The organism is Streptomyces sp. cmx-18-6 (assembly GCF_046548915.1).
Classification (GTDB): Bacteria; Actinomycetota; Actinomycetes; order Streptomycetales; family Streptomycetaceae; genus Streptomyces.
The window spans coordinates 306,949-323,190 of record NZ_JAEBEP010000007.1 but is presented as its reverse complement, the minus strand read 5'-3'; the positions used below and the strand labels follow the sequence as shown (position 1 = coordinate 323,190).

At 72.4% G+C, this 16,242-nt stretch carries 16 protein-coding genes; 10 read left to right on the top strand and 6 right to left on the bottom strand.

All coding sequences use genetic code 11. From position 1 onward, the window contains the following. Window positions 1-28 precede the first annotated feature (28 nt). Complete coding sequence (locus tag ACLJPL_RS19140) at window positions 29-631, top strand: TetR/AcrR family transcriptional regulator (protein WP_411082028.1); 603 nt, start codon at window positions 29-31, stop codon at window positions 629-631. Here ACLJPL_RS19140 and ACLJPL_RS19135 read toward each other — a convergent pair. Both ACLJPL_RS19135 and ACLJPL_RS19130 read right to left on the bottom strand, forming a co-directional pair. Further along, a complete protein-coding gene (locus ACLJPL_RS19135) occupies window positions 618-1,223 on the bottom strand; it encodes a hypothetical protein (RefSeq protein ID WP_411082027.1) in 606 nt (201 codons plus the stop codon). The two genes, ACLJPL_RS19140 and ACLJPL_RS19135, sit on opposite strands and share 14 nt — an antisense overlap. A 13-nt stretch (window positions 1,224-1,236) precedes the next feature. Next, window positions 1,237-1,839 carry a hypothetical protein gene (locus tag ACLJPL_RS19130; protein ID WP_411082026.1) on the bottom strand — a complete coding sequence of 201 codons (603 nt, stop codon included), beginning with the start codon at window positions 1,837-1,839 and terminating at the stop codon, window positions 1,237-1,239. Between the two features lie 367 nt (window positions 1,840-2,206). Here ACLJPL_RS19130 and ACLJPL_RS19125 point away from each other — a divergent pair, with 367 nt between their 5' ends. After that, a complete protein-coding gene (locus tag ACLJPL_RS19125) occupies window positions 2,207-3,274 on the top strand; it encodes a hypothetical protein (protein WP_411082025.1) in 1,068 nt (355 codons plus the stop codon). A gap of 100 nt (window positions 3,275-3,374) precedes the next feature. Here the strand turns inward: ACLJPL_RS19125 and ACLJPL_RS19120 are convergent, their stop codons facing one another. Both ACLJPL_RS19120 and ACLJPL_RS19115 read right to left on the bottom strand, forming a co-directional pair. Then, window positions 3,375-4,349, bottom strand: a complete 975-nt coding sequence (locus ACLJPL_RS19120) for a DeoR/GlpR family DNA-binding transcription regulator (RefSeq protein WP_411082024.1) — start codon at window positions 4,347-4,349, stop codon at window positions 3,375-3,377. Between the two features lie 117 nt (window positions 4,350-4,466). Next, window positions 4,467-5,906 carry an NAD(P)H-quinone dehydrogenase gene (locus ACLJPL_RS19115; protein WP_411082023.1) on the bottom strand — a complete coding sequence of 480 codons (1,440 nt, stop codon included), beginning with the start codon at window positions 5,904-5,906 and terminating at the stop codon, window positions 4,467-4,469. 341 nt (window positions 5,907-6,247) lie between these two features. On the opposite strand from ACLJPL_RS19115, the gene ACLJPL_RS19110 reads away from it, so the two are divergent. From ACLJPL_RS19110 to ACLJPL_RS19095, 4 genes are all read left to right on the top strand, one after another. Then, on the top strand, window positions 6,248-6,685 hold the full coding sequence (locus tag ACLJPL_RS19110) for a gamma-glutamylcyclotransferase (RefSeq protein ID WP_018490991.1): 438 nt from the start codon (window positions 6,248-6,250) through the stop codon (window positions 6,683-6,685). A 104-nt stretch (window positions 6,686-6,789) separates the two neighbouring features. Further along, window positions 6,790-7,614 (top strand): purine-nucleoside phosphorylase, encoded by an 825-nt coding sequence (locus ACLJPL_RS19105; protein ID WP_411082022.1) that lies wholly within the window; start codon window positions 6,790-6,792, stop codon window positions 7,612-7,614. Between the two features lie 741 nt (window positions 7,615-8,355). Then, window positions 8,356-9,996, top strand: coding sequence for a phospho-sugar mutase (locus ACLJPL_RS19100; protein ID WP_411082021.1), 1,641 nt, complete (start codon window positions 8,356-8,358; stop codon window positions 9,994-9,996). A gap of 211 nt (window positions 9,997-10,207) precedes the next feature. After that, on the top strand, window positions 10,208-10,420 hold the full coding sequence (locus tag ACLJPL_RS19095; RefSeq protein WP_411082020.1) for a hypothetical protein: 213 nt from the start codon (window positions 10,208-10,210) through the stop codon (window positions 10,418-10,420). Between the two features lie 299 nt (window positions 10,421-10,719). Here the strand turns inward: ACLJPL_RS19095 and ACLJPL_RS19090 are convergent, their stop codons facing one another. After that, window positions 10,720-11,373, bottom strand: coding sequence for a PH domain-containing protein (locus tag ACLJPL_RS19090; protein ID WP_411082019.1), 654 nt, complete (start codon window positions 11,371-11,373; stop codon window positions 10,720-10,722). Window positions 11,374-11,546: 173 nt separating this feature from the next. Here ACLJPL_RS19090 and deoC point away from each other — a divergent pair, with 173 nt between their 5' ends. The 3 genes from deoC to ACLJPL_RS19075 are packed head-to-tail and all read left to right on the top strand — an operon-like array spanning window position 11,547 to window position 14,910. After that, the gene (deoC, locus tag ACLJPL_RS19085) at window positions 11,547-12,533 is read left to right on the top strand and encodes a deoxyribose-phosphate aldolase (protein WP_411082147.1); all 987 of its coding nucleotides are present in this window, start codon (window positions 11,547-11,549) and stop codon (window positions 12,531-12,533) included. A gap of 6 nt (window positions 12,534-12,539) precedes the next feature. After that, window positions 12,540-13,976 carry an aldehyde dehydrogenase family protein gene (locus ACLJPL_RS19080; protein ID WP_411082018.1) on the top strand — a complete coding sequence of 479 codons (1,437 nt, stop codon included), beginning with the start codon at window positions 12,540-12,542 and terminating at the stop codon, window positions 13,974-13,976. Further along, window positions 13,969-14,910 (top strand): aldehyde dehydrogenase family protein, encoded by a 942-nt coding sequence (locus tag ACLJPL_RS19075; protein WP_411082017.1) that lies wholly within the window; start codon window positions 13,969-13,971, stop codon window positions 14,908-14,910. Before ACLJPL_RS19080 ends, ACLJPL_RS19075 begins: the two co-directional genes overlap by 8 nt. Before the next feature lie 72 nt (window positions 14,911-14,982). On the opposite strand, the gene ACLJPL_RS19070 is transcribed toward ACLJPL_RS19075, so the two are convergent. After that, window positions 14,983-15,405 (bottom strand): hypothetical protein, encoded by a 423-nt coding sequence (locus tag ACLJPL_RS19070; RefSeq protein WP_411082016.1) that lies wholly within the window; start codon window positions 15,403-15,405, stop codon window positions 14,983-14,985. A gap of 62 nt (window positions 15,406-15,467) precedes the next feature. Here ACLJPL_RS19070 and ACLJPL_RS19065 point away from each other — a divergent pair, with 62 nt between their 5' ends. Next, window positions 15,468-16,190: a uridine kinase gene (locus tag ACLJPL_RS19065; protein ID WP_411082015.1), complete on the top strand. Its 723-nt coding sequence runs from the start codon at window positions 15,468-15,470 to the stop codon at window positions 16,188-16,190. Window positions 16,191-16,242 lie beyond the last annotated feature (52 nt).

Genomic DNA, 16,242 nt, shown 5'->3' with positions numbered 1-16,242 from the left:
CCCCGGGAACCGAGGGAGGGCGGGAGCCATGGCAGGGCCGATCTCGATGGGGACGGGCACGGCACGGCAGCCGGAGCGGCCGATGCGCGCGGACGCCCGCCGGAACCACGAACGGCTGCTCGGCGAGGCCCGCGCGTCCTTCGCCGAGCACGGCACCGACGCCTCGCTGGAGGACATCGCCCGGCGGGCGGGCGTGGGCATCGGCACCCTCTACCGGCACTTCCCCAACCGGCACGCCCTGATGAACGCGGTCTTCCAGGACGCCCTGCGCTCGCTCCTGGACCGCTCACGGGAACTGACGGCGGCACAGGCGCCCTGCCGGGCGCTGGTGGACTGGCTGGGCGCGATCATCACTCATGCGGGTGAGTACCGCGGCCTGGCCCGCGCCCTCATGTCGGCCTCGCGGGACGAGACTTCGGCGCTCGCCCAGTGCCATCTGCCGCTGCGGGAGGCGGGGGCGGGGCTGCTGCTGCGGGCCCAGGAGAGCGGTTCGGTGCGGGCGGACGTCTCGATCGACGACCTGCTCCAGCTGACGAACGCGATCGCGCTCGCGGCGGAGCAGTCGCCGGACGACCCGGAGCTGGCGGGACGGCTGCTGCGGCTGACCCTGCGGGGGCTCAGACCCGGGTGAGGTCGCGGTACCGGATCTCGTGCTCGATCACCGGCCGGGCCTGCGGTCTGCCGTTCTCGATGACGTAATAGCCTCGCCCGGGCTCGCGCAGCACCCAGTCGATCAGATCCTCCACGGCCGCACTGGCATCCCTGATGCCGCCCCAAGCGTGCTTCCCCGCGGTGTACCCGAAGCGGGCCGCGACCGTACCGTCCGCGATCTGGTGGACGGGGTGGTACGAGAAGGCCGAGGTCTGCCCCGTCGCCGCGTTCCACGTCGGCACCCCGTCGCGGGCCGCGTTCTTCTCGATGCCTTTGAGTACGTTGCTGAGCGCGAGGTGATACATGACGGAAAAGGCGAAGTGTTCAGCAGCGTGCCCCGCGTGCGCCACGAATCCGGGGTGGTGGACGACCTCGGTCCGTGTGGATCCGTTGACGGCGAAGAAATGCTGGACGACCGGATTATTCCGATGCACGAGGCGCAGCAGGTCGTCATGGGGAGCGGAAAGGAACTGGACATTCGATATATGCAGTGTCGCCGTCTCTCCCGAGACGAGGCGCACGGGCGCCGAGAAATTCTCGTGCGCGGTAAGGATTCCCGACCGGTCGCTCATGCTGTTCCTTCTGTCAGTCCGCAGAACTCTGGTAATTGACCGGCATCCATGAGACGCCGTTCCCCTTCAGGAGCACGTGGTACCTGCCGGGTCCGGACACTCTGAACGTGAATCGGCAGGCCATCTCGTCGGCGTCGAATTCGTCCTCGACCAGCGACAGGCTCGCCTCATCCGTGATGCCGTAACGGCCGGCGACACAGCTGCGGGCGAACGCAAGCATTTCGGCGTACGAAAGCTCTCCCTTCACCCCGGGCGCGCTCGACGCCGGGGGCGGCGTGGGGGGCGCCTGCGCGGGTGGTAGCGCAGGACTCGGCTCCGCGGGTCGCGCGGGCGGGGATCCGGGCGCGACGGCGGACCCGGCCGGAGAGGCCGGCGTCGCACCGCCGTCGCGCTGCGCCTTCTTCCGCTTCAGCGTCTGCCAGGCGTGCTGTCCGGCGCTGAGGAGGGAGAGGGCGGCGGCCGCCTCGACCAGCGCGTGCCCGACGCCGTGGTGCCCCGACCCATGGCCGCCCGGATCGCCGCCCCCGTCGTCCGCACCCGTGGACGGATCGGACGCGACGGCCAAGAGGACCGGATCGGCGGTCCGCAGCATCTCTTTCAACAGGTCGGATGCCATGAATGACCCCTGACGTCATCTGCCTGCCGCACACCCGGCAGACACCCCCACCCCACGCATCCGGCGCAATACCGCCCGATGCCTCACGATCCTGCCCATCTCGAATCCCCGGAAAACCACGGAAGGGAGGGTAACCCCTGGGGCTTCTGGGCCTTCTGGGGTTCTTGGGACCTCTGATACGGAATCCACTTCCCGCTTCGGGAGAGGAATCGAGGAATCGCAGTCGCCTGCCGAAACTGCCGACGCGTAGAGAGAATCAGACCTGGGCACCCTTTCCGCCGAAGGAGATATTCCATGATCCACCGCTGTGAGGCATCGCCATGATCCACCGCCCCACGGCAGAACGGCGTCATCGAACGGCGGCCCCGTGAGTGCGAGCTATTACCGAAGCCGGCTGGACCGGAAGAACAGGGCCCGCGCCGACGCGGAGCGTAAAGCCGGTGAGCACCGGCGCAGAGAGGCGGACAAGCGGTCGCGGGCGGCCCGGGAGCGGGCGGCCGCCGCCAGGTCGAAGAACCCGGACACGGTCAGGGGGCGGCTGAGCGCCGCCGCCCGTTACGAGAGCCAGGCCGGTGCGGCCGGCCGGGACGCCGTCGTATGGAGCAGCAGGGCGGCCCGGCTCGGCAAGGAGGCGGCACTCCTGGAAGCACAACTGGCGCGTGCGCAGACAGCGGCACAGGAAGCCGCCGACAGGGCGCGCCGGCGTGAGCAGCGGGCGGCCGAACGGCGGTCCGCGGAACGGCAGAAGAGGATCGAGGACCGGATGGCGAGTGCGGAGGAGCAGGTGGGCGCCGTGCTGAAGGAGATACGGGCGCCGAAGCCCGAGAAGTTGCGCCTGCTGATGCTGGGCGCCTCGTCGGACGGCGATCTCCGCGTCGCCCGCGAGCAGGAGCGTATCCGGACGGCGGTACGGCGGGCCCTGCACCGGGACTTGGTGGAGATGGACGCCCATCCCGCCGCCACCGCGGAGAGTCTGCTGGACGGCCTCACCCAATTCCGGCCGCACGTCGTGCACTTCTCCGGCCACAGCACGCAGGACCTGATCGTCTTCGAGCAGGACGTGGACCAGCGCCACGAGGGCGCGATCATCACGGCCGGGGCCTTCGCGCGTGCCATCGGGGCGAGCGACGATCCCCCGCTGCTGGTCGTGCTGAACTCGTGCCACTCGGCGGCGCAGACCAAGAACCTGCTGGACGTCGTCCCCTTCGCCATCGGCATGTCCGACTCCATCGGCGACACCGACGCGATCACCTACGCAGCCCGGTTCTACGCCGCCGTCGCCGATGGCCAGTCGATCCAGGGAGCGCACGCCCTCGGCCGGACCGCGGTGGAGCTGGCCGGTCTCACCGACCACGACCTGCCCACCCTCGACCACGCCGACGACGTCGACCCCCGGCTGACCCGCCTGGTCACCCCGCCACCGCAGGGCCCCTGACGGGTCGGGCGGCGGCTCACGGGCCGGGGGCACGGCGGCCCGGAGGGACAGAAGTCAGCACCTCCGGAAGCCCGCACCTCGACAGTCGACGCCCCGGAAGTCAGCGCCGCCGCAGGTCCGCGACCCGGGCGCGGTCGCCCGGCGACTGGTCGGGCAGCGGGGAAGCGCTGCGCAACTGCGGCACCGGCCCCCCGTTCCGCGTCGTCGTCCGCCGCTGCCCCGGCAACGGCATGTCGCGGCGCGGACGGCGGTCCCCCGGGGAGCCTCCGCCGTCTCCCGCCGCCACGTCCGCCTCGGGGCCGGCCACGGTGACCTCCACGCCCTGGTCCGCCAGCGCCTGGAGCTCGGCGGCGGCGCGCTCGTCGTGGGGCGGGGGTTCGTCCGTCACGAGCCGGGTGATCAGCTCGGTCGGCACCGTCTGGAACATGGTGTCCGCGCCGAGCTTCGTGTGGTCCGCGAGGACGACCACCTCCGCGGCGGCCTGCACCAGGGCCCGGTCCACGCTGGCCGAGAGCATGTTGGAGGTGGACAGGCCGCGCTCCGCGGTGAGGCCGCTCCCCGAGAGGAAGGCCCGGGAGACCCGCAGCCCCTGGAGGGACTGCTCGGCCCCGCTGCCCACCAGCGCGTAGTTGCTGCCGCGCAGGGTGCCGCCGGTCATGACGACCTCCACCCGGTTGGCATGGGCCAACGCCTGGGCTACCAGCAGCGAGTTGGTGACCACGGTGAGACCGGGGACCCGCGCGAGCCGGCGGGCCAGCTCCTGCGTGGTCGTACCCGCGCCGACGACGATGGCCTCGCCCTCGCCGACGAGCGAGGCGGCCAGATCGGCGATGGCCGTCTTCTCCGCGGCGGAGAGATGGGATTTCTGCGGAAAGCCGGACTCCCGCGTGAAACCGCCCGGCAAGACCGCACCGCCGTGCCGGCGGTCGAGGAGTCCTTCTGCCTCCAGCGCCCGCACGTCCCGCCGTACGGTCACTTCGGAGGTCTGGACGACGCGGGCGAGCTCACGGAGCGATACCGCCCCGTTGGCGCGCACCATTTCGAGGATCAATTGACGACGTTCTGCAGCGAACACGAAACTGACAGTAACCTGGTCGCCGGTGAGTTTTCAGCAGTTTGCGCCGAATAACGGAAGTTGTACTGAGAGGGCCCTCTCAGGTGGTATAGGGCCCCGGGACCGGGCTCCGGCCCCTCACTCGTCGCCCGTGAGCTTGCGGGTGTGGAGCTGCCGGGCCACCTCCGCGATGGACCCGGAGAGCGACGGGTACACGGTGAAGGCGTTGGCGATCTGTTCCACGGTCAGGTTGTTGTCGACCGCGAGCGAGATGGGGTGGATCAGCTCGCTGGCGCGCGGCGCGACGACGCAGCCGCCGACCACGATCCCCGTACCGGGACGGCAGAAGATCTTGACGAAGCCGTCGCGGATGCCCTGCATCTTGGCGCGCGGGTTGCGCAGCAGCGGCAGCTTCACCACCCGGGCCTCGATCTTGCCCGCGTCGACGTCGGCCTGGCTGTAGCCGACGGTGGCGATCTCCGGGTCGGTGAAGACGTTGGCGGAGACGGCCTTGAGGTTCAGCGGGGCGACCGCGTCGCCCAGGAAGTGGTACATCGCGATCCGGCCCTGCATCGCGGCGACCGAGGCCAGCGCGAAGATGCCGGTGACGTCGCCGGCCGCGTAGACGCCGGGGGCGCTGGTGCGCGAGACCCGGTCGGTCAGGACGTGCCCGGAGTCCTTCAGCCGTACGCCGGCCTCCTCCAGGCCCATCCCCGCGGTGTTCGGGATCGCGCCGACCGCCATCAGGCAGTGCGAGCCGGTGATGACCCGGCCGTCCGCGAGCGTCACCTCGACCCGGTCGCCGACCCGCTTGGCGGACTGGGCGCGGGAGCGGGCCATGACGTTCATGCCGCGGCGGCGGAAGACGTCCTCCAGCACGGCGGCGGCGTCCGGGTCCTCGCCCGGCAGCACCCGGTCGCGGGAGGAGACGAGGGTGACGCGGGAGCCGAGCGCCTGGTAGGCCCCGGCGAACTCCGCTCCGGTCACACCGGAGCCGACGACGATGAGCTCCTCGGGGAGCTCGTCGAGGTCGTAGACCTGGGTCCAGTTGAGGATGCGCTCGCCGTCCGGCTGCGCGTCCGGGATCTCCCGGGGGTGGCCGCCGGTCGCTATCAGCACTGCGTCGGCGGTGAGCCGCTCCTCGGTGCCGTCCGCCGCCGTGACGACGACCTGGCGGGAGCCGTCCGACGCCTGGAGCCCGTCGAGCCGGCCGCGCCCGCGCATGACCCGGGCGCCGGCCCGGGTGACGGAGGCGGTGATGTCGTGGGACTGGGCGAGCGCCAGGCGCTTCACGCGCCGGTTGACCTTGCCGAGGTCCACGCCGACGACCCGGGCCGCCTGCTCGTGGTGCGGCGTGTCGTCGGCGACGATGATGCCCAGCTCCTCGTACGAGGAGTCGAAGGTGGTCATCACCTCGGCCGTGGCGATCAGGGTCTTCGATGGCACGCAGTCGGTGAGAACCGAGGCTCCGCCGAGGCCGTCGCAGTCGACGACGGTCACCTCCGCGCCGAGCTGGGCGCCCACCAGAGCCGCCTCGTAGCCGCCGGGGCCGCCGCCGATGATCACGATCCGGGTCACGAAAAGTCCGCCTCGCGTGGGTGTCATCCCGCGGCCGTCTGCCGCCCCGGCCGGGGGTCCGGGGGATCGCCCCGGGGGAATGCAGTACGTACTCCATTGTCCCGCACGCGCCAAACAGATTCGCCCCGGGGCCCTCCATACGGGAGCGGGGGCCTCAGCCGTACGGTGACGGGCCGGGAGCCGGAGCCCCAGCCGGACGCCGACCAACCGGGATCCGGGATCCTCTCCGTACGGTGACGAGCCCCAGGCCCCCGACACGCGGGCGGTCCGACGCTCCCCCGACCGGGGCCTTTGTCACAGGAACCGGCACTCCCGCGGCCACCTCCCGTACCCTCGGTCCCATGTCGCTCTACGCCGCGTACGCCGGCAACCTCGACGCGCGGCTGATGACCCGCCGCGCCCCGCATTCCCCGATGCGCAGCACCGGCTGGCTCAACGGCTGGCGGCTGACCTTCGGCGGGGAGCAGATGGGCTGGGAGGGGGCGCTGGCCACCGTGGTGGAGGCGCCGCGCTCCCAGGTCTTCGTCGCGCTGTACGACCTGGCTCCGATGGACGAGGACTCCATGGACCGCTGGGAGGGCGTCGGGCTCGACATCTACCGCCGCATGCGGGTGCGCGTGCACACCCTGGACGGCGAGGAGCCGGCCTGGATGTACGTGCTGAACGGGTACGAGGGCGGGCTCCCCTCCGCGCGCTACCTGGGCGAGATCGCGGACGCGGCGGAATCCGCGGGCGCCCCGCACGACTATGTGATGAACCTGCGCAAGCGCCCCTGCTGAGCGGGATCCCCCGGCCCTCTTCGTACGAAGCCACAAACCCGTCCCGGGAGACTTTGCGCACGGTCATCTACGCGCGTAGGGGTTCAGCGGTTACGCTCGTCCGCGTGAACGCATCAGTTATTCCGGACAACATCCAGAGCGACCCGTACGAAGCCGCCGCCGGGGCCGCCGCCCGTCTGCGCGAGCTGACCGGGGCCGAGACCCATGACGTCGCCCTGGTCATGGGCTCCGGCTGGGCCCCCGCGGGCGAAGCACTCGGCGCCCCGGAGGCCGAGTTCCCCGTCACCGCGCTGCCCGGCTTCCCGGCGCCCGCGGTCGAGGGCCACGGCGGCACGATCCGCTCGTACAAGATCGGCAACAAGCGCGCGCTGGTCTTCCTCGGCCGCACGCACTACTACGAGGGCCGCGGCGTCGCCGCCGTCGCCCACGGAGTCCGTACGGCGGTGGCGGCGGGCTGCAAGACCATCGTTCTGACGAACGGCTGCGGCGGCCTCCGCGAGGGCATGCGCCCCGGACAGCCGGTGCTGATCAGCGACCACATCAACCTCACGGCGACCTCCCCGATCGTCGGCGCGAACTTCGTCGACCTGACCGACCTGTACTCGCCGCGCCTGCGCGCGCTGTGCAAGGAGATCGACGACACCCTCGAAGAGGGTGTGTACGTGCAGTTCCCCGGCCCGCACTACGAGACCCCCGCCGAGATCAACATGGTCCGGGTGATGGGCGGCGACCTGGTCGGCATGTCCACGGTCCTGGAGGCCATCGCGGCCCGCGAGGCGGGCGCGGAGGTGCTGGGCCTCTCCCTGGTCACCAACCTGGCGGCGGGCCTCTCCGGCGAGCCCCTGAACCACGAGGAAGTCCTCCAGGCGGGCCGCGACTCGGCGACCCGGATGGGCTCACTGCTGGCCCAGGTGCTGGACCGGGTCTAGCAGGACCGACCGCAGCCGGACCGGCTTCTCTCCCGGTTCTCCCGCCCGTCCGGCTCCTCTCCTGGTTCTCCCGCCCGTCCGGCACCGTTCCGGTTTCCCGGCCCGCCCGGTGCCGTCCCGGCTCCCCAGCCCACTCGGCGCCTGTCCGGTTCTCCAGCCCGCTCGGCGCCTTGCCCGGCTCTCCAGCCCACTAGGTGCCTTGCCCGGCTCTCCAGCCCGCTCGGCGCCCTGCCCGGTCCTCCAAGCCCACTCGGTGCCTTCCCGGTGCCGTCCTGGCTCTCCAGCCCGTCCGGCTGCCGCTACGGCCGCCCGTACGGCTCCGCCTCCCCGTCCACCCCGTAGGGCTTCCCGCCCTGTACAAGTTCCCCCTACAACTCGCCCGTAGGGCTTCGCCTCCCTGTGGGGCTTCCCCGCCCTGTAGGGGTTGCCCGTCCCGTCCGAGGGCTTCCCCGCCCTGTAGGGGTTGCCCGTCCCGTCCGAGGGCTTCCCCGCCCTGTAGGGGTTGCCCGTCCCGTCCGAGGGCTTCCCGTCCGTAGGACTTGCCCCTCCCCTCCGCCCCGTCCCGCCTCCCTCCTCCAACCCGCCCGGCTTCCTTCCAGCCCGTCCGGCGTTTGAGGACCGGGGTCCGGGGCGGAGCCCCGGTTTCGGGAAGGGGCGGGGAGGGGAACAGCCCGCGCAGCGCCACCCCCACCCCCACACCTCCGCACCGCTCACAGCCCGACACCCCGAAAGGCGGACCCCGTGCAGCACGACCTCATCGCGCAGGCCAGAACCTGGCTGGCCGAGGACCCCGACCCCGAGACGCGCGACGAGCTGAGCGCGCTCGTCGAGGCGGGCGACACCCAGGAGCTCGCCGCCCGTTTCGCCGGCACGCTCCAGTTCGGCACCGCCGGTCTGCGCGGCGAGCTCGGGGCCGGGCCGATGCGGATGAACCGGTCCGTGGTGATCCGGGCGGCGGCGGGCCTCGCCGCCTACCTGAAGGCCCAGGGCCAGGACGGCGGCCTCGTCGTCATCGGGTACGACGCCCGCTACAAGTCCGCCGACTTCGCGCGCGACACCGCCGCCGTGATGACGGGCGCCGGGCTGCGCGCCGCCGTGCTCCCCCGCCCGCTCCCCACCCCCGTACTGGCGTACGCCATAAGGCGCCTGGGCGCCGTCGCCGGCGTCGAGGTCACCGCCAGCCACAACCCGCCGCGCGACAACGGCTACAAGGTCTACCTCGGCGACGGCTCGCAGATCGTGCCCCCGGCGGACGGCGAGATCGCGGCGGCCATCGCCGCGGTCGGCCCGCTGGCCGGCGTGCCGCGCCCGGAGGACGGCTGGCAGACCCTCGGCGACGACGTCCTGGATGCCTATCTGGCGCGTACGGACGCGGTGCTCACCGCCGGCGGCCCCCGTACGGCTCGCACGGTCTACACGGCGATGCACGGCGTCGGCGCGTCCGTGCTGACCGCCGCGTTCGCCCGGGCCGGCTTCCCCGAGCCGGTGCTCGTGGCCGAGCAGGCGGAGCCGGACCCCGCGTTCCCCACCGTGGCCTTCCCCAACCCGGAGGAGCCCGGCGCGATGGATCTCGCGTTCGCCACCGCGCGCCGGGCGACCCCGGACCTGATCATCGCCAACGACCCGGACGCGGACCGCTGCGCCGTCGCCGTGCCCGACCCCGCCGCCGAGGGCGGCTGGCGGATGCTGCGCGGCGACGAGGTGGGCGCGCTGCTGGCCGCGCACCTGGTGGAGCGCGGGGTCAGCGGCGTGTTCGCGGAGTCGATCGTGTCGTCGTCGCTGCTCGGCCGGATCGCGGAGAAAGCGGGCCTCGGTTACGAGGAGACGCTGACCGGCTTCAAGTGGATCGCCCGGGTGGACGGTCTGCGGTACGGGTACGAGGAGGCGCTCGGCTACTGCGTCGACCCCGAGGGCGTCCGCGACAAGGACGGCATCACCGCCGCGCTGCTCGTCGCGGAGCTCGCCTCCGTACTGAAGGAGCGGGGCCGTACGCTGCTGGACCTGCTGGACGACCTGGCCCTGGCCCACGGGCTGCACGCCACCGACCAGCTCTCGGTGCGGGTGGAGGACCTGACCGTCATCGCGAACGCCATGACCCGGCTGCGGGAGCGGCCGCCGGCCGCGCTGGCCGGCCTCGCCGTCACCTCGGCGGAGGACCTGTCGCGGGGGACGGCCGCGCTGCCGCCCACGGACGGGCTGCGCTACCGGCTGGAGGGGGCCAGGGTGATCGTCCGCCCGAGCGGCACGGAGCCGAAGCTGAAGTGCTACCTGGAGGTCGTGGTCCCGGTCGCGGACGCCGCCGGGCTGCCCGCCGCGCGGGCGCGGGGGGCGGAACTCCTCGCCGGGATCAAGCGGGACCTGGCGGCGGCCGCCGGGATCTGACGGGGCGCGTTCGAGGGGTGTGTTCCGGTCCACGCATGGACCGGAACACACCCCTCGGCCTTCCTGCGGCCACCTCGACGGCCCGCGCAGGCACGGGATTCACCCGCCCCCTCGCGGGGCACCCGACACTCCAAAGGCACGGAGGGGTTCCTGGCGCCTGTGTCGGCGGATTCGCCCGCCGGGCTCCTCAGGACCGCGAAGGAGATCGCGCATGCGCCAGGCCGGAGTCCCCTTGGAGCGACGAACGCTCCTGAAGCGCTTGCTGGTGACCAGCCATGTATTCGGCTTTCTCGGCGTCGTGCTCTCGATAGCACTGCTCGCTCTGGGAATGACCGCGGGCGGGCTGACGGTCCTCGGTCTCACCGTGGCCACCTGGGGCGGCGCGACGCTGAGCGCCCGCGCCCGGGAGAGGAGGGGGTGGTGAACTCCCACCCCGGGGCCCCCGGGAGCGCCTCCTGGCCTCCGGGGCGAGTCCGAACCTCCCGGAGCCTAGGGTCTGGACTCCGGGGCGAGTCCCGAACCTCCGGGAGCCCAGGGCCTGCCCTCCGGGGGCGAGTCCCGAACCTCCCGGAGCCTAGGGTCTGGACTCCGGGGCGAGTCCCGAACCTCCGGGAGCCCAGGGCCTGCCCTCCGGGGCGAGTCCGATCCTCCAGGAGCCCAGAGCTTGGCCTCCGGGGCGAGTCCCGAGCCTCCGGGCCCCCTCAGGCCGCGAAGCCGAACGCCTCAGCCGGTCGCCGCCAGCACCACGAGCAGGACCGCTCCGACGACGGCCGGGGCCATCACCTCGTACGCCCACCGCACCGTGACCGTGCCGGCGCCGTCGTCCTTGGGGTCGCCCGCGCGCTCGGCCAGGTTCCGCAGCTCCCGGACCGTGCGGTCGCCCGTGGCGACGGTCGGGTCGGTGGGCTGCGGGGCGTCGGAGCCGAAACCGGGGCCCAGTGGGAACCCGCCGCCCCTGCCCCCGCGCGGCGGCCGGGACGCCGCCCGCGCGGCCTTCTTGCGGTCGCGCAGCGAGACGGGCACCGCCCACAGCTGGTACTTCGTGCCGTCGTTGGCGATGAGCTCGGAGGTGTAGGCGGCCCGGACGCCGGCGACCTCGGTCCAGGGCAGCTGGATCGTGCGGAACGGGTTGCGGATCCGCACGCGCTCGTCGTTCACGAACACGGCGGGCCGCAGACTGAACGCCACGATCAGCGGCACCGCGGTGACCAGCGCGGCCAGGGCCAGCCACGGCACCCGCCCCGTGCCCCGGATCAGGGCGTCACCGGCCATCCCGACGGTCAGCACAAGGAGCAGCGACCCGCAGACCAGCCCGACCATGGAGCGGTAGATCCGGTCGGCGTACTGCGGCTCAGCAGGGGGTGTGGGGCTCGTCATGGGGCCGATTCTGCCTGACGGATCCCGGCACCGGCCTTCCGCCCCACTCCGCCCCCCCTCTCCCCGCCCCGGCCGCCCCGCACGGAGGCAGACCGGCCCCTGTGGCGATGCGCACGGTCGGCCCGGCCCCCTGTACAGGTCGCTACGCGCGTAGATATGCTCCTCTGGTGACCATGCCCACCACTGCTCCCTCCCCCAAGCTCTCAGCTGCGTTCGAGCAGGGACGTACCCCCCTCTCCGACGCGACGGCGTCCGACAGTGCGCTGCGCCGCTTCCTGTTCGGGCTGCCCGGCGTCGACGCCGTCGGCCTCGAAGCGCGCGCCGCCTCCCTCGGAACCCGTTCGATCAAGACGACGGCCAAGGCGTACGCCATCGATCTCGCCATCTCGATGATCGACCTGACGACGCTGGAAGGCGCGGACACCCCGGGCAAGGTCCGGGCTCTCGCCGCCAAGGCCGTCCACCCCGACCCGCTCGACCGCACGACCCCGCGCACCGCCGCGGTCTGCGTCTACCCCGACATGGCGGCCACCGCCGCCGCCGCGCTCGCCGGCTCCGGTGTGAAGGTGGCGTCCGTGGCGACCGCCTTCCCGGCCGGCCGCGCCGCGCTGGACGTCAAGCTCGCGGACGTCCGCGACGCCGTGGCGGCCGGGGCCGACGAGATCGACATGGTGATCGACCGGGGGGCCTTCCTCTCCGGCCGGTTCCTGAAGGTCTACGAGGAGATCCTCGCCGTGAAGGCCGAGTGCGGGACCGCCCGCCTCAAGGTGATCTTCGAGACCGGCGAGCTGTCCACGTACGACAACATCCGCCGCGCCTCCTGGCTCGGGATGCTGGCGGGCGCGGACTTCATCAAGACCTCGACCGGCAAGGTGGCCACCAACGCCACCCCCGCCAACACGCTCCTGATGCTGGAGGCGGTCCGCGACTTCCGGGCGCAGACCGGCGTACAGATCGGTGTGAAGCCGGCCGGCGGCATCCGCACCACCAAGGACGCGATCAAGTTCCTGGTGCTGGTGAACGAGACGGCGGGTGAGGACTGGCTGGACAACCACTGGTTCCGGTTCGGCGCCTCCAGCCTCCTCAACGACCTGCTGATGCAGCGCCAGAAGCTCAGCACCGGCCGCTACTCCGGCCCCGATTACGTGACGGTGGACTGATACGCCATGGCATCTGCATTCGAGTACGCACCGGCGCCGGAGTCCCGCTCCGTCGTCGACATCGCCCCCTCGTACGGGCTGTTCATCGACGGCGAGTTCACCGAGGCCGCCGAGGGCAAGGTCTTCAAGACCGTCTCGCCGAGCACCGAGGAGGTGCTCTCCGAGGTCGCCCGGGCGGGCGCGGCGGACGTGGACCGGGCCGTGAAGGCGGCGCGCAAGGCGTTCGAGAAGTGGTCGGCGCTGCCCGGCTCCGAGCGCGCCAAGTACCTGTTCCGGATCGCGCGGATCATCCAGGAGCGCAGCCGTCAGCTGGCCGTTCTGGAGACCCTCGACAACGGCAAGCCGATCAAGGAGACCCGCGACGCGGACCTCCCGCTGGTCGCCGCGCACTTCTTCTACTACGCGGGCTGGGCCGACAAGCTGGACCACGCGGGGTACGGGAGCAACCCCCGGCCGCTGGGTGTGGCCGGCCAGGTCATCCCGTGGAACTTCCCGCTGCTGATGCTCGCGTGGAAGATCGCCCCGGCGCTCGCCACGGGCAACACGGTGGTGCTGAAGCCCGCCGAGACGACCCCGCTCTCCGCCCTGTTCTTCGCGGACGTCTGCCGCCAGGCCGGGCTGCCCAGGGGCGTCGTGAACATCCTGACGGGTTACGGGGACGCGGGCGAGGCCCTCGTCACGCACCCCGGCGTCGACAAGGTCGCCTTCACCGGCTCGACCGCCGTGGGCAAGGCCATCGCGCGCTCCGTCGCGGGCACGGACAAGAAGGTCACGCTGGAGCTGGGCGGCAAGGGCGCGAACATCGTGTTCGACGACGCCCCCATCGACCAGGCCGTCGAGGGCATCGTCACCGGCATCTTCTTCAACCAGGGCCAGGTCTGCTGCGCGGGCTCCCGGCTGCTGGTCCAGGAGTCGGTCCAGGACGAGGTCCTGGACGCCCTCAAGCGGAGGCTCTCCACGCTCCGCCTCGGCGACCCGCTGGACAAGAACACCGACATCGGCGCGATCAACTCCGCCGAGCAGCTCGCCCGGATCACCGCCCTGGTGGAGACCGGCGAGGCGGAGGGCGCGGAGCGCTGGAGCGCCCCCTGCGAACTGCCGTCGTCGGGTTACTGGTTCGCCCCGACCCTGTTCACCAACGTCACCCAGGCCCACACGGTTGCCCGTGACGAGATCTTCGGCCCGGTCCTCTCCGTCCTCTCGTTCCGCACCCCGGACGAGGCGGTCGCCAAGGCCAACAACAGCCAGTACGGCCTCTCGGCCGGCATCTGGACGGAGAAGGGCTCCCGCATCCTCGCGGTGGCGAACAAGCTCCGCGCGGGCGTCGTCTGGGCCAACACGTTCAACAAGTTCGACCCCACGTCGCCCTTCGGCGGCTACAAGGAGTCGGGCTACGGCCGCGAGGGCGGCCGCCACGGCCTGGAGGCGTACCTCGATGTCTGACCGCGAATCCATCAACGGCTCCGCCGAGCGGCGTCTTGGCGTCTTCAAGACCTACAAGCTGTACGTCGGGGGCAAGTTCCCCCGCTCCGAGAGCGGCCGGGTGTACGAGGTGACGGACTCCAAGGGCCAGTGGCTCGCCAACGCGCCGCAGTCCTCCCGCAAGGACGCCCGCGACGCGGTCGTGGCCGCGAGGAAGGCGTTCGGCGGCTGGTCGGGCGCGACCGCGTACAACCGCGGCCAGGTCCTCTACCGCGTCGCCGAGATGCTGGAGGGCCGCAAGGAGCAGTTCGTCCGCGAGGTGGCCGCGTCCGAGGGGCTGTCGAAGTCCAAGGCAGCGGCCGTCGTCGACGCGGCGATCGACCGCTGGGTCTGGTACGCGGGCTGGACCGACAAGATCGGCCAGATCTCCGGCGGGGCGAACCCGGTGGCGGGCCCGTTCTTCAACCTCTCCACCCCCGAGCCGACCGGTGTCGTCACGGTCCTCGCGCCGCAGAAGTCGTCGTTCCTCGGGCTGGTCTCGGTGATCGCCCCGGTGATCGCGACCGGCAACACGGCGGTCGTCATCGCCTCCGCCGACGCCCCGCTGCCCGCGCTCTCCCTCGGTGAGGTGCTGGCCACCTCCGACGTGCCCGGCGGCGTGGTCAACATCCTGTCCGGCGCCACGGCGGAGCTCGCGGCCCCGCTCGCCGCCCACCAGGACGTCAACGCGATCGACCTCACCGGCGCGGCCCCGGAGCTGGCCAAGGAGCTGGAGATCGCCGCGGCGGACAACCTGAAGCGGGTCCTGCGCCCGCGGCCGGCCGAGGCGGACGGCTCGGACGCCTCCACCGACTGGCTGGCCGCGCCCGGCACGCACCGGCTGACGGCGTTCCTGGAGACCAAGACGGTCTGGCACCCCACGGGTGCGCTGGGGGCCTCGGGCTCGTCGTACTGACGTTCCCGGCCTCGTACGCCGGAAGGGGCCGCCCCCGCGAACGGGGCGGCCCCTTCCGGCGTGCCGCGGACGTCAGCCCGTGAGCAGCCGGGTCACCTGCCCCACCACCGGCAGGTCGTTGATCGCACCGCCGCTGGTGAGCGGGTCGGTGAGCACCGCCGTCGTCACCGGCTGGAAGTCCGCGATCTGGGTGCCCACCGCGTTGTCCAGCGGGTCCACCCCGGTGTTGGCCAGCGGGTGCAGCTGGAGGTCGGTGACGGGGCGGATGCTGTTGGTCAGCGAGGTCCCGAGCGCGCCTGCCACCGCGGGCCCGGCGTTCTCGGTGACCGCCTGGACGGCCGTGAGGCCCTGCTCGGGGATCTCGGCGACCGGGGGCAGCTGGGGAGCGGCCTGCGCGGAGCCCGCACCGGCTCCCAGGGCCGCGCCCAGCGCGGTGACGGTCAGACCGGCGCGCAGCAGGACGCGACGTTCGGGCTTGCGGGCGTGAAGTGCCATGTTTTCCACCTGATCGGGCCTGGTCGGGTAATCGTCCGTACGCGCAGAGTAGTTGAGGTGTGATGCTGGATACCAACAAGTGGCCCGAGTGGTCCCCTACGCGGGTCAATGCCTCACACTTCTGTTCTGTGAGTTCCAGTTCCCCTCCGCTCCCGACCCGCGTCGTGCTGCTCGCGGGCCCCTCCGGCTCCGGCAAGTCCGTCCTGGCCGCCCGCACCGGCCTCCCGGTGCTGCGCCTGGACGACTTCTACAAGGAGCACGACGACCCGACGCTGCCCCGGGTCCCCGGCTCCACGGACATCGACTGGGACTCCGCCGGGTCCTGGGACGCGGACGCGGCGGTGGCGGCCATCGCCGAGCTGTGCCGGTCCGGCCGTACGGACGTTCCGGTGTACGACATCGCCACCAGCTCCCGTACGGGCGACGAGACCTTCCACATCGAGCGCTCGCCGCTGTTCGTGGCCGAGGGCATCTTCGCGGCGGACATCGTGGGGCGCTGCCGCGAACTGGGCCTGCTGGCGGACGCGCTGTGCCTGCGCGGGCGGCCGTCCACGACGTTCCGGCGGCGGTTGGCGCGGGATCTGCGCGAGGGCCGCAAGTCGGTGCCCTTCCTGCTGCGGCGCGGCTGGCGGCTGATGCGGGCCGAGCGGCGCATCGTGGCCCGCCAGACGGCGCTGGGGGCGTATCCGTGCGCCAAGGAGGAGGCGCTGGGTCGGCTGGCGGCGGCCGCGGCGGGGCGGTGCCATCGGGGGGCGCCGGCGGTGCGGGCGGGACGGGCGGGTTAGGGAGCGCCTGCGGCGGGCTCTCTCCCCGCCCCTTCCCGGAACCGGGGCTCCG

What these genes read in the sequence shown, in the direction of transcription:
- ACLJPL_RS19110 (WP_018490991.1), top strand. Translation starts at nt 6,248, where the DNA reads ATGTCGCTCTACGCCGCGTACGCCGGCAACCTCGACGCGCGGCTGATG.
- ACLJPL_RS19090 (WP_411082019.1), bottom strand. Translation starts at nt 11,373, where the DNA reads ATGACGAGCCCCACACCCCCTGCTGAGCCGCAGTACGCCGACCGGATC.
- ACLJPL_RS19070 (WP_411082016.1), bottom strand. Translation starts at nt 15,405, where the DNA reads ATGGCACTTCACGCCCGCAAGCCCGAACGTCGCGTCCTGCTGCGCGCC.
- ACLJPL_RS19140 (WP_411082028.1), top strand. Translation starts at nt 29, where the DNA reads ATGGCAGGGCCGATCTCGATGGGGACGGGCACGGCACGGCAGCCGGAG.
- deoC (WP_411082147.1), top strand. Translation starts at nt 11,547, where the DNA reads ATGCCCACCACTGCTCCCTCCCCCAAGCTCTCAGCTGCGTTCGAGCAG.
- ACLJPL_RS19075 (WP_411082017.1), top strand. Translation starts at nt 13,969, where the DNA reads ATGTCTGACCGCGAATCCATCAACGGCTCCGCCGAGCGGCGTCTTGGC.
- ACLJPL_RS19095 (WP_411082020.1), top strand. Translation starts at nt 10,208, where the DNA reads ATGCGCCAGGCCGGAGTCCCCTTGGAGCGACGAACGCTCCTGAAGCGC.
- ACLJPL_RS19130 (WP_411082026.1), bottom strand. Translation starts at nt 1,839, where the DNA reads ATGGCATCCGACCTGTTGAAAGAGATGCTGCGGACCGCCGATCCGGTC.
- ACLJPL_RS19080 (WP_411082018.1), top strand. Translation starts at nt 12,540, where the DNA reads ATGGCATCTGCATTCGAGTACGCACCGGCGCCGGAGTCCCGCTCCGTC.
- ACLJPL_RS19065 (WP_411082015.1), top strand. Translation starts at nt 15,468, where the DNA reads ATGCTGGATACCAACAAGTGGCCCGAGTGGTCCCCTACGCGGGTCAAT.
- ACLJPL_RS19135 (WP_411082027.1), bottom strand. Translation starts at nt 1,223, where the DNA reads ATGAGCGACCGGTCGGGAATCCTTACCGCGCACGAGAATTTCTCGGCG.